The following is a 13,513-nucleotide window of genomic DNA, read 5'->3' on the forward strand; positions in this document are numbered from 1 at the left end:
AGCGGTTCGAAGGACGTTTCCAGAGCCGAGAGGACGGTCCGGGTCTTCGTTGGGCGCGTGGGTTGCACGATCGCGGCTGAAACCGCATCCCGGCCCACGACGCCGACCCGATACACCTTTCCGGCGTGATCATCGCCGGATCGGATGCTGGACCATATAACCCATGTGGTTATAAATGTCAAGATGCCGTCTGCTTCAAATCCCACAGCAGCGCTGCGAACTGTGCAGCCATCCGGCCTCCCCATGCCTCGCTTCCCCGGAATCGCGCGGTTGGCATGCGCCTTGCTGAACGGCTTGCCCATTCCCGCAAGGAGAGCATGCGTGCCCCAGTCCCACCCCTCCGGCCGATCCGTTTCCGCAAGGACCGCGCGACATGACTGACCGGTCGCGCCGCGCATTTCTTGCCCGGGGCGCCTTGCTGTCGGGGGGACTGGCGCTGGGGACCGGGCTGCTGTCAGCCTGCGGCAAGGACGCGCCCGCTACCGCCGCCCGCGGCAGGCCGCAGCGCGGCGGCAAGGCCCGCATCGCCATCATCTCGGGCGCGCAGACCGGCAATCTCGACGCGCACAAGCCGCTCGGCACCGGCTCGTTCCGGGGCTGGGCGCTTTACAGCAAGCTGTGGGAATGGAACCGCCAGGCCAACCCCGAACTGGCGCTCGCCGAGTTCGCCGATGTCAATGACGACGCGACGCAGTGGACCATCCGCCTCAGGAAAGGGCTGGAATTCCACCACGGCAAATCGATCCGCGCCGAAGACGTCATCTACTCCCTGCGCCGCCTGACCGACCCGGCGCTGGCGTCGCCCTACGGTTCCTACATCCCCGGATTGCAGCGCGACGGGATCAGGGCGCTCGATCCGCTGACCGTCACCATCCCGTTCGAACCGGGCCACGGCCTTGCCGCCCTGCCCGAACTGTGGATGAGCTGGGGCGGCATCGTGCCGACCGACTACGATCCGGTGAAGAACCCGGTCGGCGCCGGGCCTTACCGCCTCAAGAGCTTCACGCCCGGCCAGCGTTCGGTCTTCAGCCGGTTCGAGAACTACTACAAGCCGGAACAGCCCTGGCTGGACGAGGTCGAGATCATCGACTTCAAGGACCCGATCGCGCGGCTGCAGGCGATGCAGACCGGGCAGGTGGACGTGGCGCCGACGATCGGCTTCGAGCAACTCGCCTTCTTCAAGTCCTCCGACCAGTTCCAGCTCGTCTCCTCCGAGACCGATGGCTGGCAGGGCTTCGCGATGAACCTGAGCAAAGCGCCATTCGACGATCCGCGCGTGGCGAAGGCCTTCCGTCTGATCGCCGACCGCGAGGAACTGGTGAAGCGCGTGCTGCACGGCCAGGGCCGCGTGGCGAACGACCTCTATTCGCCCAGCGACCCGACGTTCGACCACACCATCCCGCAGCGCCGGCGCGACATCGCCGAAGCGCGCAGCCTGCTGCGCTCGGCTGGACATGGCAGCAGGCTGACGGTGGAACTGGTGACGACGGCAGGTGCGGGCGGCAATGCCGCGATCGTGTTCGCCGAGCAGGCCCGAGAAGCCGGCGTCACGGTGAAGATCAGGTTGGTGGACGATTCCATCTTCGCCGGGCCGGACAAGAACCACTGGACCTTCAGCACCGTGTCGGGCGTGTCCCGCCCGTTCCTGCTCACGCTGCAGCAGCATGACGGGCCGCGCTCGGCGGGCAACAAAACGCATTTCGACGATGCACAGTTCACCCGCCTCGTCACGCAGGCCGCAGCCCAGCCCGATGTCGAGAAGCGCAAGGCCCTCGTCAGCGCGGCGCAGCGCATCCAGCACGACAAGGGCGGTCTGCTGATCTGGGGCTTTTCCAACAACCAGGACGCCGCCGCCAATGCCATCGGCGGCGTCACGCCCGACCGCACCGCCTTTTCCGCCTGGCGCACCGACGCGCTTTGGCGGCGCGCCTGACCTGACCATCACTCTACGGAGCACTCCACTTTGCCCCTACCCGTCCGTCATTGCGAGCGAAGCGAAGCAATCCAGGGCAGTTGACGCCGCTGTTGATTGCCGCGCGGCTGCGCCGCTCGCAATGACGAAAGGAAGGAACCGAGGCCATCCACTTCAGACCCCGTAAAGGATACGATCATGAGCGATACGGAAATCCTGTTCACCCGCTGCGGCGGCGCCACTGCCTCCACCATCGCGATCCAGCAGGGCTTCCTGCACGACGAGTTCGGCGATGACGTCACCTTGCGCTCGCTGCAGGAATCGGGCGACGCGGCGGTGCGCGAGAGCCACTTCGATCACTCGATCCCCTCGATGTTCCGCGAAGGCGGCAACATTCCTCCCATCTGGGCCCGCGCGAAGGGCGCGGACACGGTGGTGCTGGCGATCAGCTGGGTGGACGAATTCCAGTCCATCGTCACCCGCGCCGACAGCGACATCCGCACGCTGGCGGACCTCAGGGGCAAGCGGCTGGCGGTGCCGCTCTATGCCGGCATCTCGATCGACTTCCAGCGCGGCGCCAACTTCCACGGGCTCGCCAACGGGCTGGCGGTCGCGGGCCTCACCCGCGACGACGTGACTTTCGTGGACGTGCCGGTGGAGCGCAACGTCTACGGCGCCAACGGGCGGGGATCGGGGGCGGCGGAACTGGACGCGCTGTTCGACGGGCGCGTGGACGCCGTGTTCCTGCGCCAGTCCTCCGGCCTGCGCCTGCTGCGCGAACATGGCACGGCCCTGCACGAACTCGTGCGCCTGACCGACGAGCCCAATCCGCTCCACCGCATCAACAACGGCACCCCGCGTCCGCTGACCGTCCACCGCAGCTTCCTGGAGCAGAACCGCAACCTCGTGGTGCGCTACATCGCCGCGCTGCTGCGCGCAGCCGAATGGGCCGAGGCCAATCCGGAAGCCGCGCTCGATGCCCTGACCGCCGAAGACGGCCGTTCGGACCGCGAGACGATCGCCGCCACCTTCCCGCGCTACGCCACCAGCCTCCACCCGCGCCTGACCGAGGACTATGTGGCGGGCCTCTCGGCGCAGAAGGACTTCCTGCGCGACTGGGGCTTTCTGGAGGCGGACTTCGACGTCGCCGCGTGGATCGATCGCGGCCCGCTGATCGAGGCGCGCACCCTGATCGCCGCCGAAAGCCGTGTCGCCGCCGAATAAGGAGAGCAAGCCATGACCGACAGCATCGACATCGAACTGGCCGACTATATCGCCAGGGCCCGCGACGAGGCAGCGCACGCCTTCCGGTTCCTCAAGGACAGCGGCACGCTGACCGCCAGCCTGATCTTCAACGTCGCGCACAAGGTGCCCGATCGCGACGTCCTGCTCGCGTTCCGCTTTCCCTCGCCGTGGTCGCGCGACAGGGAGGTGAAAGTCACCGTCTCGCGCTTCTCGGACGCGAAGGACTCCGTGCTGAACGAGGCACGGCTGGGCGCGGATACGCTGATCCACGCCCATACGCCGCACCTTGCCGCATGGTCGCTGGCGCACAAGCCGTTCCCGATCCTCTACGTCGCGGCCCAGCGCCACCTGCTCGCGCGCGAGATTCCCAACCATCTGGAGCGCCGTGTCAGCGTGCTGGAGACGATCCGCGAGCGGCTGGACACCTACCCCGACCTCGCACCGCCACCGGGCCTGCTGGAAAGCAACGGCGGCGCGAACTTCTGGGGCAAGGGCATCGTCGATACAGCGCAGCTTGTCCTGCTGATCGAGGAATCCGCCCGCCTTCAGGCCATCGCCGCGCAGATCGGCGGGGCGCAGGTCTATACCGAAGGTGCGCTCGACCTGCAGTGGAAGCGCACCGGGCTGCTCGAAAAGGGCCGCTCGTTCACCCGCGAATTCGCACCGGCCTGAGGGGGCAACGGCCGGTGCCCGCAGGAAGGGCCGCCGCTTGCGACCCCGGCGGCCCTTCCTGTCGGTTAAACTCGGTTCATCACCAAATTCCGTCATTGCGAGCGCAGCGAAGCAATCCAGGGCGGTTTACGCGGCCCTGGATTGCTTCGCTGCGCTCGCAATGACGAAGGGGCTCAGAGCACCTGCACCGCATCCTCGAACGACAGCCGCACGCCGCGTTCGGAAATCTGGCTGCGATCACCGTAGCCAAGGTTGAGCACCAGTAGCGAGCGATAACGCCCGTCGGGGAAGAACGCGCGGTCCAGCGCCGCCGCGTCGAAGCCGGTCATCGGCCCCGCATCCAGACCCAGCGAGCGCGCCGCCACGATCAGGAAGCCCGCCTGCAGCGCGGTGTTGAACACGCCCGCCGACTCCCGCTTCGCAGGATCGGTGAAGAAGCCACTGAGATCGCGGCCCGGATGGATCTGCGGCAGGCGCTCGGGAAACGCGCTGTCCCATGCGACGATAGCGTTGAGCGGCGCCGCCAGCGCCTTGTCGCGGTTGCTGCTGGACAGCACCGCGCCCAGCCGCTCACGCGCCTCGGCCGACCGGATGAAGACGAAGCGCGCGGGCTGCGAATTGAAGCCGGTGGGCGCCAGCTTGGTCAATTCGTAGAGTTCGCGCACCGTCTCCTCCCCGACGGCGCGCGGCTGGTAGCGGTGGTTGCTGCGGGCATTGCCGAAGATCTGGTCGAGCGATGTTACGGGCAAAATCGTGGTGGTCATGCGCTATCTCCTCAGGCGACCGACAGCAGCGGCCGGGTGCGCCGGGCATTGAGCAGCGGCACCTCGAACCCGTGGTCGAGGTCGAGCAGCGGGAACAGCAGGTGCGCCACGCGGTGCGCTTCCTCGATCAGCGGCCAGCCCGACAGGATGAACGATTTCGCCCCCTGTGCCTCGAACTCGCGGATGCGGGCGGCGACGTTCTCGGCGCTGCCGACCAGCGTGGTGCCCGCGCCCGGGCCGAGGATGCCGAAGCCGTGCAGCGCTGGGCCGGTCCAGATGTTCGGGTATATCTCGAAGTCGCGGGCCTTGGGCCACCGCCCGCTGCGCAAGGTGTCGAGGTTGCGGTTCACTTGCGGATCGGCGCTGCGGTAGGTCTCCAGCGTCTCGCCCGGCGGCAGGAAGCGCTTGAGGCCCTGGTATGCATAATCGAGCGAGGTCTGGTCGATCAGCCACTGCGCGTAGTCCCAGGCCTCTTCCTCGGTCTCGCGCACGATGATCTGGAGGCGGGTGCCGTAATCCAGCGTGCGGCCCAGCTTCGCGGCCTCCGCGCCGACCCGGCGGAACTTGTCGCCGAGGCGCGGCGGGGTGTCGGCGAAGCTCAGGTACGTATCGAGCAGCTGCACCGAATGGGCCACCCCGGGCGCGGACGTGCCCGCGCCCCACAGCGGGACGGACGGACGCTCCGCCCCTTCGTGGGCCGGGCGATAGCCGCGCGCGGGCGGCGGGGTAAGCTGGATATACTTGCCGTGGAAGCCCTCCGGATCGCCCGAATAGGCATGCTTGAAGGCGCGCCAGTATTCGAGGCTGTAGTCGTAGCGCTCGTCATGTTCGAGGAACATGCCGTAAGCCTGCTGCGTCGCATCGTTGCCGTTCACCGCGTTCAGCGCCAGACGTCCGCCCGAGAAATTGTTGATAGTCAGCGCGATCTGCGCCAGCTTGGCGGGCGAGAGCAGGCCCGGATGGATCGCGCCCAGGAACGTCATGCGCTTCGTCACCGAAAGCGTCGCGGCGGCCACAGTCAGGACGTCATTACCGCCATAGCCGGTCGCCAGGAGGGCGCCGTAGAAGCCCAGCTTATCGATCGTCGCGGCCAGTTGCTGAAGGTGGTCGAAGCCGGTGTCCCAGCGGCCCTTTTCCTCCCAAGGGACCACGCCGTCCGGTGCGGTGAGATACCAGAGTAGCTTGACTGCCATATGCCTCGACCTTTCGCTGTTGTGCTTGAAGCGAGGAAGCAAGTTTCGGGCCATCGCGGGTTATTGTGGTATTTCAGCGATATATTCTGGGTGTGCGGTAATGCCATGCTGCGAAATCACCATTACCGGCGGTGGTGCTTGAGCGGCAGGGGCTTCGATAAGCTCAGCCTGAGCGGTGTCGAGAGGATTTCCCCCGGAACCCGCTCAGGCTGAGCTTGTCGAAGCCCCTGCATCCCACGCCGACAGCAGTGTTCCGGACTGTTCAAAGCCCCACAACGCTGCACAAATTCCACCACCACCCGACAATACTATAACATTGAAATATCTGCATAAATATCAATGGCACGCGCTTTGCTTAGCAGCCTGTAAGGGTGGAGCGGCCGCACCGGGGGGTCCGCATGAGGGTTTCGGCTCCGCCTTGAAGACACCGGCCGCAAGAGACCGAATTGCCGGGTCGAAGCAGGAGCATCCCATGCGCGTCACCAAGTACCTTATCGCCGCCAGCGCCCTGTCGCTGGCGTTCACCGCCACCGCCCATGCCGAGACCGCCGAGGAGGCGGCCGCCGAAACCGCAGACAGGGACGGGGACGCGATCACCGTCAACGGCGAGCGCCTGAACAAGGAAACCTCGATCCTTTCGAGCCGCGCGCCGACTTCGATCTACGGCACCGGCGAGACGCTGCTGAACACGCCGCGCTCGGTCACCCAGATCAATACCGAGCAGCTCACCAAGGACATCATCACCAGCTCCGACGATCTCGCCAAGTACGCGCCGGGCATCACGCGCGGCGGCGGGCAGAACGCAGGGATCGTTCCGACCTTGCGCGCGCAAGGCTCCGAAGTGTTCCAGGACGGCCAGCGCGGCTATGCTGTACGCCACCCGGCGAACTTCAACGCCTACGAAGGCGCGGACATCGTCGCCGGTCCCTCTTCGGTGATCTTCGGTTCGGTGACGGGCAGCGGCGGCTATATCAACTACCTGACCAAGAAGCCGGACTTCGACCAGCGCCGCTCCAGCCTGACGACGCGCATCGGCTCGATCATTCCGGACGGCAAGTCGAAGTTCGGCTTCACCGTGACCGGCGACGATACCGCACCGATCAGCGACACCCTGGCTTACCGCACCAGCATCACGGTGCAGAAGCAGGACGACTACTACGACAAAGTGAAGAACAACTTCTACGCCTTTTACGGCGCGCTGGCATGGAAGCCCGCCAGCAACTTCCGCGCCGACCTCAACGCCTCTTACGACAACTATTACGACTGGAACGTCACGCACGGCTGGAACCGCGCGACGCAGTCGCTGGTGGACGACGGCCTCTATTACGCGGGCCGGGCGACGCCGATCATCCAGAACGGCTCGACCTATTGGTCGCCGGTCTTCGCCTCGGGTGACGCGAATTCCGCCACCACCGGCTGGGTGCAGCGCGCGCGCAATTCCGCGGGCCAGTACGTGGTCGTCGATGGCACGTTCCAGACCGCCTCGCCCAACACCCAGACGAGCCCCGGCACCGTGCGCGGCTGGGTCTACGACCCGACGCTGGAAGGCAACGAACTGACGAAGATCTCCCGCCAGCGCTCGCAGCGCGCGGAGGACCAGAACACCTCCAGGCGCTTTACCGCGCAGCTCAAGCTGAACTGGGACGTCGGCGAGCACACCAGCTTGGTCAACAGCACGTTCTACGAGCGCTCCAGCGACACCACCGACGCCACCGGATCGTTCCAGGTGCAGTCGCGCGACCGAATCTTCGACAACCGCCTCGAGGTGCGCCACAGCTTCGAGTTCGGCGGCGGCATCGTCGACGACAGCAATACCGGCGTGATCTACCGGCGCGAGACCAACCGCTCGATCTCGGCGAACAACAGCTTCGGCACGAGCATCTACGCCTACGACCTGACGCTCGATCCCTCGACCAAGAACCCGGGCGACCTGCTGGGCATAACCACCGCCAATCCCAACGGCGGCAACGCGGCGTGGATCGGCACGGCGGGCCAGCCGCAGTATTCCAACTACTTCGGCTGGCTGAGCCTGCCGCCGATGTATTACGCAGGCAACGGTCTCTACGCGGAATCGGTCGCCGCCTATACCTCGCAGACGGCCTGGACGACGATCACCGCCTTCACCCAGCACAACCTCAAGTTCGGCGACTTCGCGGGGCTGAACGTGGGCGGCAGCCGCAGCTGGGTCGATGCCTCGATCAGGAACCCCTTCCCGCTGCCCGGCGCCAGCGAGCGCAAGGACGACGGCGACTACACGCTCTATTCGGTGCAGGTCAGCCCTTACGTCAAGCCGACCGCAAGCTCGACGATCTACTTCACGTACGACCGCTCGATCGCGATCAACACCGGCCTGTTCTCCAACGGGCTCACCTGGGGCAGCGGCGCGGCGGCGAACCTGCTCAACCCGTTGCAGTTCAAAAGCCTGAGCGAACTTTACGAAGTCGGCATCAAGGCCGAGCCGATCGCGGGCCAGCTGTTCGTGACCCTCTCCGGCTTCAAGCAGGCGCGCGACCAGAGCCCCGACCAGTTCAACAACATCGCCCGCCTCAAGGTGAAGGGCATCGAGACCACCCTGCGCTACCAGCCGAGCGAAGCCTGGCGCACCGGGCTGAACTTCAACTACCTGTCCGCCTACAACGAATACACCTCGCAGGCCGGTTTCGCCCCACGCGGCTTCGTGGCGGACAACGGAACGGTGTTCAGCGACAGCAACGTCCTCAACCAACTGCCGGCGGGCCGCTTCGACGCGGTGCAGATCCCCAAGTACAACCTCAGCGGCTACCTCGACTGGCGCCACCCTTCGGGCTTCGGCGCGGAACTGTCGGGCTGGCTGACGAGCCCGTGGTATCTCAACCTCAGCAAGACGGTGCGCATCCCCACCAGCTACAACCTCGACCTTGGCCTGTTCTACCGCCAGCCGCGCTGGAACGCGCAGATCCAGGTGCAGAACCTGACCGACCAGCTGAACTTCGTGAGCGGCCTGACAGGCTCGACCAACACCTTCCTGCAGCCCACGCGCGGGCGCTCGATCACGGCGCAGTTCGGCTTCAACTTCTGACGGCGAAACGCCCCGTCCCGGTAGCGGGACGGGCGTGATACCAAGCGATACAAATTACTTTTAAGATATATCTTGATTGACGCTTATCCATCCTTATCCTGAGACGGCAAGGCACTCACCGAGTCCCCGGACATGAAACGGGACGCCGTCGATCAAGGACAGGACATGGACGATAAAGTCAGCGCGGTGCTGGAAGGCTATCACGCCCGCATCGCGCACGAACGCACGCAGCCCTTCACGCCCGGGTCCAGGGACGACCGGCTTCTCGCCGTCGGGCCGGACACCGGGCGGCTCATCAACCTGATCGCGCGCAGCCTCGATGCGCCCACGATCCTGGAGATCGGCACGTCCTACGGCTATTCCGGCATCTGGCTGGCCGAGGCGGCGCGCGCCTCGGGCGGCAAGGTCATCACGCTGGAACTGCAGGACTACAAGTCCGCCCACGCCCGCGAGCAGGCGGCGGCGGCGGGACTTGCCGAATACATCGACTTCCGCGTCGGCGACGCACTGCAACTGATCGCGGCGATCGACGAACCGATCGACTTCGTCCTGCTCGACTTGTGGAAAGACCTCTACGTACCCGCCCTCGACGCCTTCTATCCCAGGCTGGCGCCGGGCGCGGTGATCGTCGCCGACAACATCATCCGGCCGGGCGGCGATAACGCCCGCGCCTATGTCGAGGCCGTGCGCGCCAAACCCGGCGTGACGAGCATCCTGCTGCCCGTGGGCACCGGGATCGAAGTCAGCCGCTATGCGCCCGCCTGAATCCAGGAGCTATCCCGATGAAGCATGAAATCACCCGCCACCGGCACGAAACGCGCCGTCGCCACCTCACCGTGCGCGACAAGACCAGCATCACGCCGAACATGATCCGGATCGTCGTGGAAGGCGAGGACCTCGCCGATTTCGTCAGCCTCGGCGCAGACGACCACGTCAAGCTGTTCCTCCCTGCCGGAGACGGCGGCGAGCAGCGGCGCGACTACACCCCGCGCGCCTACGATCGCGAGGCACGCACCCTCACACTCGATTTCGCCGTCCACGACGCCGGCCCGGCAACCCGCTGGGCGATCGACGCGGAACCCGGCGATGCCCTCGAAATCGGCGGGCCGCGCGGTTCGGCCGTGATGTCGCCCACTTTCGACTGGTGGCTTCTCGTCGGCGACGAGACGGCGCTTCCGGCGATCGGCCGCCGGATCGAGGAACTGCCCGAAGGCGCGCACGTCATCAGCGTCGTCGCGGTGACCGGCCCCGAGGAGGAACAGCACTTCGAGACCGCCGCCCGGCTCGTGCCGATCTGGGCTCACCGTCCCGCACGAAGCGCCGATGATCCCGCCGCGCTGCTCGCCGTGCTGCGCAACATCGCGCTGCCCGAGGGCGATGGCTTCGTCTGGATCGCAGGGGAAACCACCGTGGCGCGCGCGGTGCGCGACCACCTCGTCACCGAACGCGGCCACCCGCGCGAATGGTCGAAGGCCGCCGGCTACTGGCGCAAGGGCGAAGCGGACTCGCACGGGCGGATCGAGGATTGAGCGATGCGTTCCGCCGCACCCGCGCAGACTTGCGCGGGTGCGGGCTTGCTTCTGCCCCGCAGAAGCAGCGGCCGGTGCCGCATCCACGTCAGTCGATCAAACTTTCAGTGCCCGGCCGCTTTTGAAAACAGGTTGATGACGAGCGTGCCCGCCAGGATCAGCGCGATCCCCGCCAGCGCCGGGGCGTCCAGCTGCTGGCGGTAGACCACCAGCCCGATCACCGAGATCGCGACGATCCCCACGCCCGACCAGATCGCATAGGCCACCCCCATCGGGATCGTGCGCAGCGCCACCGAAAGACAGAAGAACGCCGCGACGTAGCATGCCACCGTCACGGCGGTGGGCACCACGCGGGTGAAGCCATCCGTCGCCTTGAGCGCGGACGTGGCGATGATTTCGAAGCCGATGGCGCCGACAAGGTAGAGCCAGTTCATGCCTGCGGGCCTATGCCCCCCGGCGCGTGCTGACAACCTGATTGCCCCGGCTCTGGCGGTTTCGATGCAGCCGCTGCGCAGATTTCGACAGCATGGCCGTGCTCCACCATTCAGGTCCGCCCGCACAGCCGGTTTGCGGTGTCTGGCATGGACCTTGCTGAATGGGACCGGAAGTGAACAAGCGCCGCACCGGCACCGGGAGTACCTTTCGCAGTGCACAGACCAAGCCCAGGGAAAGCCGCAATCAGACTGGCGCCGGTGCTCGGCCTGCTGGTTCTATGGGAAATCGCCGCGTTGACCGGCATCTGGCCCAGGCAAGTGCTCGTCCCGCTCGAACAGATCGGCGCCACCCTGCTGGCGATGGCATCCAGCGGCGAGCTGGAACGCCACCTTTCGGCCAGCCTCTACCGCCTCGGCTGCGGGTTCCTGACGGGTAGCGTCGTCGGCGTTTCCACCGGCGTCGCGATGGCGCTTTCGCGCAATGTGCACCGCCTGCTCTGGCCCACGTTCACCTGCATTCGGCAGGTGCCGACGATCGCCTTCATCCCGCTGCTGATCCTGTTCTTCGACGTGGAGGACAGCTTCAAGATCGTCATCGTCGCGGTGGCGAGCTTCTTCCCCTCCGCCCTCGCCACGCATGACGCGGTGCGCGACATTCCCGCCAGCCACCGCGAAGTCGCCCGGCTCTATCGCATGCCGCTGGCCCCCTTCCTCGCCCGGGTGATCCTGCCCGCGACGATGCCGCAAGTACTTACCGGACTGCGACTGGGCCTGACGCGCGGCTGACTTTCGCTGGTCGCCGCCGAACTGCTCGCGGCCGACAGCGGGCTCGGCCAGATGATGGAGATGGGCCGCCAGCTGTTCCAGATCGACGTCGTGCTGTGCGGCGTCATCGTCGCCGGGCTGATCGGCTTCCTGCTCGACGCTTCGATGGTCCGGCTCGAACGCCACCTGAGCCGCTGGAGAACCGCGACATGAGCCTGCGCCTGCGATCCGTTTCGCTCGCCCTGCTGTTCCCGGCGCTGGTGCTCGGCTGGTGGGAGTGGGAATCGCGGCAGGGCGCGGGCCATGCTTATGCCTTCGCACCGCTGGAACAGGTCGCGCGCAGCTTGGTGGAGATGCTGCTCGATGGGCGGTTGCTGCTTCACGCCGGGGCCAGCCTCCAGCGCGCGCTGACGGCGCTGCTGATCGGCGGCTCGATCGGCATCGCCACCGGGATAGCCATGGGCCTGTGGCGGCCGTTCGACCGAACCGCCGGGCCGATCGTGACGACCATGCGGCAGGTGCCGATCCTCGGCTGGCTGCCGCTGGTGGCGCTGTGGTTCGGCAACGGCGACGGCGCCAAACTGCTGCTCGTCTCGCTCTCGGCCTTCTATCCGACCGTCCTCAACACCCAGAAGGGCATGCAGGCGGTCGAGGGCAAGCTGGCCGAAGTGGGCCGCCTCTACGGCTTCACCCGCCTGCAGTCGCTGCGCCTGATCGCCTGGCCCAGCGCGCTGCCGCTGGTCTTCACCGGCATTTCGCAGGCGCTGGCCTTCGCGTGGATCGCCACGATCGGCGTCGAGTTGCTGTTCAGCGCCACCGCTGGCCTCGGCACCGAGATGATGGCCGCGCAGGTCGCCGCGCGGACCGACGTGGTGCTCGTCTGCGTCGCCTGTGTCGGCGTGATGGGCTTTGCCCTCAACCAGCTGTTCGCCCTGCTGCGCGCCCGCCTGCTGCGCTGGCAGCCCGCCCCCGGAAACTAGGACAAGCCATGACCGACCCTCGACACTTGCGCGAACCAGCCGGGACCACCGGACCATCCCGCACCGGCGCCGTGCGCATCACCGGCCTGTCCAAGCGCTACGCGATGTCAGGCAAATCGATGACCGTGCTGGACGATATCAACCTGTCGATCCGGCCCGGCGAATTCGTCAGCATCGTCGGCCCCTCCGGCTGCGGCAAGTCCACGCTGCTGCGCCTGATCGTCGGCCTCGACACCGACTACGACGGCGAAATCCGGCTGGACGACACCCGCGTCGCGGGCACCGGGCTGGAACGCGGCCTCGTGTTCCAGGACCACCGCCTGTTCCCGTGGATGACGGTGTCAAAGAACGTTGAGGTGGCGCTGCTCAAGCAGAAACTGCCGAAGGAACGGCGCGAGCGCCTGATCGCCGAGCACCTCGCGCTGGTCGGCCTGTCCGACTTCGGCGAGGCCTATCCGCACCAGCTTTCGGGCGGCATGGCCCAGCGCGCCGCGATCGCCCGCGCGCTGGTCAACGAACCCAGGGTGCTGGCGCTGGACGAGCCGCTGGGCGCGCTCGACGCACTCACCCGCGTCAAGGTCCAGGCCGAACTTCAGCGCATCTGGATGGAGGCGGGCACCACCATGATCATGGTGACGCACGACGTCGACGAGGCGCTGTTCCTCGGCGACCGGGTGGTCGTCATGTCGCCGCGCCCGGGCCGCATCGCCCGCGTGGTGGACGTCGACCTGCCCCACCCGCGCGACCGCGCCTCGCCCCTGCTGCACCGCCTCAAGGACGAGATCCTCGGCGAACTCACCCGCGAACCGCGCGAGGAGGACGGCACGCTCGTCTCGTTCCCGGCGCGAACCCGTAGCTGATGGCCATTGGGCTTCGACAAGCTCAGCCTGAGCGGAATTGGGAAGTTTACCCCACCTCCGCTCATCCTGAGCTTGTCGAAGGATCCCGCACCACCCTGACC

At 66.7% G+C, this 13,513-nt stretch carries 13 protein-coding genes; 10 read left to right on the plus strand and 3 right to left on the minus strand.

From position 1 onward, the window contains the following. The first annotated feature begins 373 nt into the window (after positions 1-373). From PKE80_RS14395 to PKE80_RS14405, 3 genes are all read left to right on the plus strand, one after another. On the plus strand, positions 374-1,933 hold the full coding sequence (locus tag PKE80_RS14395; RefSeq protein ID WP_271183083.1) for an ABC transporter substrate-binding protein: 1,560 nt from the start codon (positions 374-376) through the stop codon (positions 1,931-1,933). Positions 1,934-2,110: 177 nt separating this feature from the next. Further along, positions 2,111-3,136, plus strand: a complete 1,026-nt coding sequence (locus PKE80_RS14400; RefSeq protein WP_271183084.1) for an ABC transporter substrate-binding protein — start codon at positions 2,111-2,113, stop codon at positions 3,134-3,136. A gap of 12 nt (positions 3,137-3,148) precedes the next feature. Further along, positions 3,149-3,829 carry a class II aldolase/adducin family protein gene (locus PKE80_RS14405; RefSeq protein ID WP_271183085.1) on the plus strand — a complete coding sequence of 227 codons (681 nt, stop codon included), beginning with the start codon at positions 3,149-3,151 and terminating at the stop codon, positions 3,827-3,829. Between the two features lie 173 nt (positions 3,830-4,002). Here PKE80_RS14405 and PKE80_RS14410 read toward each other — a convergent pair whose 3' ends face one another. Beyond that, positions 4,003-4,593 (minus strand): malonic semialdehyde reductase, encoded by a 591-nt coding sequence (locus PKE80_RS14410; protein ID WP_271183086.1) that lies wholly within the window; start codon positions 4,591-4,593, stop codon positions 4,003-4,005. An 11-nt stretch (positions 4,594-4,604) separates the two neighbouring features. After that, entirely contained in the window at positions 4,605-5,786 is a 1,182-nt protein-coding gene (locus tag PKE80_RS14415) for an LLM class flavin-dependent oxidoreductase (RefSeq protein WP_271183087.1), read from the minus strand. A 472-nt stretch (positions 5,787-6,258) separates the two neighbouring features. Here PKE80_RS14415 and PKE80_RS14420 point away from each other — a divergent pair, with 472 nt between their 5' ends. The 3 genes from PKE80_RS14420 to PKE80_RS14430 all read left to right on the plus strand — a co-directional run bounded on the left by PKE80_RS14420 (position 6,259) and on the right by PKE80_RS14430 (position 10,373). After that, positions 6,259-8,844 carry a TonB-dependent receptor gene (locus tag PKE80_RS14420; RefSeq protein ID WP_271183088.1) on the plus strand — a complete coding sequence of 862 codons (2,586 nt, stop codon included), beginning with the start codon at positions 6,259-6,261 and terminating at the stop codon, positions 8,842-8,844. A gap of 165 nt (positions 8,845-9,009) precedes the next feature. Then, on the plus strand, positions 9,010-9,609 hold the full coding sequence (locus PKE80_RS14425) for an O-methyltransferase (protein ID WP_271183089.1): 600 nt from the start codon (positions 9,010-9,012) through the stop codon (positions 9,607-9,609). 17 nt (positions 9,610-9,626) lie between these two features. Continuing rightward, positions 9,627-10,373: a siderophore-interacting protein gene (locus PKE80_RS14430; protein WP_271183090.1), complete on the plus strand. Its 747-nt coding sequence runs from the start codon at positions 9,627-9,629 to the stop codon at positions 10,371-10,373. Between the two features lie 104 nt (positions 10,374-10,477). Here PKE80_RS14430 and PKE80_RS14435 read toward each other — a convergent pair whose 3' ends face one another. Beyond that, positions 10,478-10,807 (minus strand): DMT family transporter, encoded by a 330-nt coding sequence (locus PKE80_RS14435; RefSeq protein WP_271183091.1) that lies wholly within the window; start codon positions 10,805-10,807, stop codon positions 10,478-10,480. A 213-nt stretch (positions 10,808-11,020) separates the two neighbouring features. Between PKE80_RS14435 and PKE80_RS14440 the strand changes: the two genes are divergently transcribed. From PKE80_RS14440 to PKE80_RS14455, 4 genes are read left to right on the plus strand one after another with little or no spacing between them, the layout of a single operon-like run. After that, a complete protein-coding gene (locus tag PKE80_RS14440) occupies positions 11,021-11,593 on the plus strand; it encodes an ABC transporter permease (protein ID WP_271183092.1) in 573 nt (190 codons plus the stop codon). Between the two features lie 51 nt (positions 11,594-11,644). Then, positions 11,645-11,785: a hypothetical protein gene (locus tag PKE80_RS14445; RefSeq protein WP_271183093.1), complete on the plus strand. Its 141-nt coding sequence runs from the start codon at positions 11,645-11,647 to the stop codon at positions 11,783-11,785. After that, positions 11,782-12,552 (plus strand): ABC transporter permease, encoded by a 771-nt coding sequence (locus tag PKE80_RS14450; RefSeq protein ID WP_271183094.1) that lies wholly within the window; start codon positions 11,782-11,784, stop codon positions 12,550-12,552. The genes PKE80_RS14445 and PKE80_RS14450 overlap by 4 nt, the downstream gene beginning before the upstream one ends. Positions 12,553-12,560: 8 nt before the next feature. After that, positions 12,561-13,412 (plus strand): ABC transporter ATP-binding protein, encoded by an 852-nt coding sequence (locus tag PKE80_RS14455; RefSeq protein WP_271183095.1) that lies wholly within the window; start codon positions 12,561-12,563, stop codon positions 13,410-13,412. The last annotated feature ends 101 nt before the right edge of the window (positions 13,413-13,513 follow it).

It is taken from the genome of Novosphingobium resinovorum (genome assembly GCF_027922145.1).
GTDB lineage: Bacteria > Pseudomonadota > Alphaproteobacteria > Sphingomonadales > Sphingomonadaceae > Novosphingobium > Novosphingobium resinovorum.

Excerpts from the sequence above, each read along its gene's own strand:
- PKE80_RS14445 (WP_271183093.1), top strand. The coding sequence starts at position 11,645 with ATGATGGAGATGGGCCGCCAGCTGTTCCAGATCGACGTCGTGCTGTGC.
- PKE80_RS14395 (WP_271183083.1), top strand. The coding sequence starts at position 374 with ATGACTGACCGGTCGCGCCGCGCATTTCTTGCCCGGGGCGCCTTGCTG.
- PKE80_RS14450 (WP_271183094.1), top strand. The coding sequence starts at position 11,782 with ATGAGCCTGCGCCTGCGATCCGTTTCGCTCGCCCTGCTGTTCCCGGCG.
- PKE80_RS14425 (WP_271183089.1), top strand. The coding sequence starts at position 9,010 with ATGGACGATAAAGTCAGCGCGGTGCTGGAAGGCTATCACGCCCGCATC.
- PKE80_RS14410 (WP_271183086.1), bottom strand. The coding sequence starts at position 4,593 with ATGACCACCACGATTTTGCCCGTAACATCGCTCGACCAGATCTTCGGC.
- PKE80_RS14435 (WP_271183091.1), bottom strand. The coding sequence starts at position 10,807 with ATGAACTGGCTCTACCTTGTCGGCGCCATCGGCTTCGAAATCATCGCC.
- PKE80_RS14415 (WP_271183087.1), bottom strand. The coding sequence starts at position 5,786 with ATGGCAGTCAAGCTACTCTGGTATCTCACCGCACCGGACGGCGTGGTC.
- PKE80_RS14405 (WP_271183085.1), top strand. The coding sequence starts at position 3,149 with ATGACCGACAGCATCGACATCGAACTGGCCGACTATATCGCCAGGGCC.
- PKE80_RS14400 (WP_271183084.1), top strand. The coding sequence starts at position 2,111 with ATGAGCGATACGGAAATCCTGTTCACCCGCTGCGGCGGCGCCACTGCC.
- PKE80_RS14420 (WP_271183088.1), top strand. The coding sequence starts at position 6,259 with ATGCGCGTCACCAAGTACCTTATCGCCGCCAGCGCCCTGTCGCTGGCG.
- PKE80_RS14430 (WP_271183090.1), top strand. The coding sequence starts at position 9,627 with ATGAAGCATGAAATCACCCGCCACCGGCACGAAACGCGCCGTCGCCAC.
- PKE80_RS14455 (WP_271183095.1), top strand. The coding sequence starts at position 12,561 with ATGACCGACCCTCGACACTTGCGCGAACCAGCCGGGACCACCGGACCA.